At 54.9% G+C, this 827-nt stretch carries 1 protein-coding gene; it reads left to right on the top strand.

Translation table 11 applies throughout. From position 1 onward, the window contains the following. Positions 1–811: IS630-like element ISAeme16 family transposase (locus OKB81_RS20645; protein WP_244082029.1), on the top strand; the 811-nt coding region annotated here is incomplete at its 5' end. Positions 812–827: the final 16 nt, after the last annotated feature.

Raw genomic sequence — 827 nt, 5'->3', positions numbered from 1 at the left:
GGGGCGCAAGCCGGTGCTGCCATTTGCTCACATCTCGGGTCTATTACAGCTGTTGATCCAGTTGTCTCCACAGGAGCTCGGATATCAGCGCTCGCGTTGGAGTACCGAACTGATGGCGCTTGAACTCAAACGGAGTTGGCGCCTGACATTGCATGCTTCAACAATACGGCGATGGCTGCCCAGGCTAGGGATTGTCTGGCGCCGGGCCGCGCCCACTTTGCACATCCGCGATCCCCATAAAGAGCGGAAAATGGCCGCTATCAATGAGGCCTTGGGACGCTGCAGTGCGGACCATCCCGTGTTCTATGAAGATGAGGTGGATATCCACCTCAATCCCAAGCTGGGGGCGGACTGGATGATGCGAGGGAAGCAGAAGAAAGTGGCAACTCCGGGCCAGAATCGCAAACATTACCTCGCTGGCGCCCTGCATGCCGGAACAGGTAACGTGACCTATGTGGCGAGCGATAGCAAAGACACGGACTTGTTCTTGTCACTGCTCCAAACACTAAAGCGGACTTATCGGCGCGCCAAGAGCATCACGCTGATCCTGGATAACTACATCATCCACAAGAGCAAAAAAGCACAGCGATGGCTGGCAAAAAATCCGAAGTTCATCGTGCTTTTTCAGCCGGTGTATTCGCCATGGGTGAACCAGATTGAGCGGCTGTGGCATGCCCTCCATGAAACGATCACCCGGAACCACCAATGCCGCACATTGGGTGAGTTATTACGTCGCGTGTTCTACTTCCTGGATCATGCCGCCCCGTTCCCCGGTAATGGACATGGGCTTATGCAACTGGAGCGAAATTAGGATCAGCTATTTAGCC

It is taken from the genome of Aeromonas sp. QDB56 (assembly GCF_027705505.1).
GTDB lineage: Bacteria > Pseudomonadota > Gammaproteobacteria > Enterobacterales > Aeromonadaceae > Aeromonas > Aeromonas caviae.
Note: the sequence above shows the minus strand (reverse complement) of the source record. Positions and strands in the feature narration are given on the sequence as shown.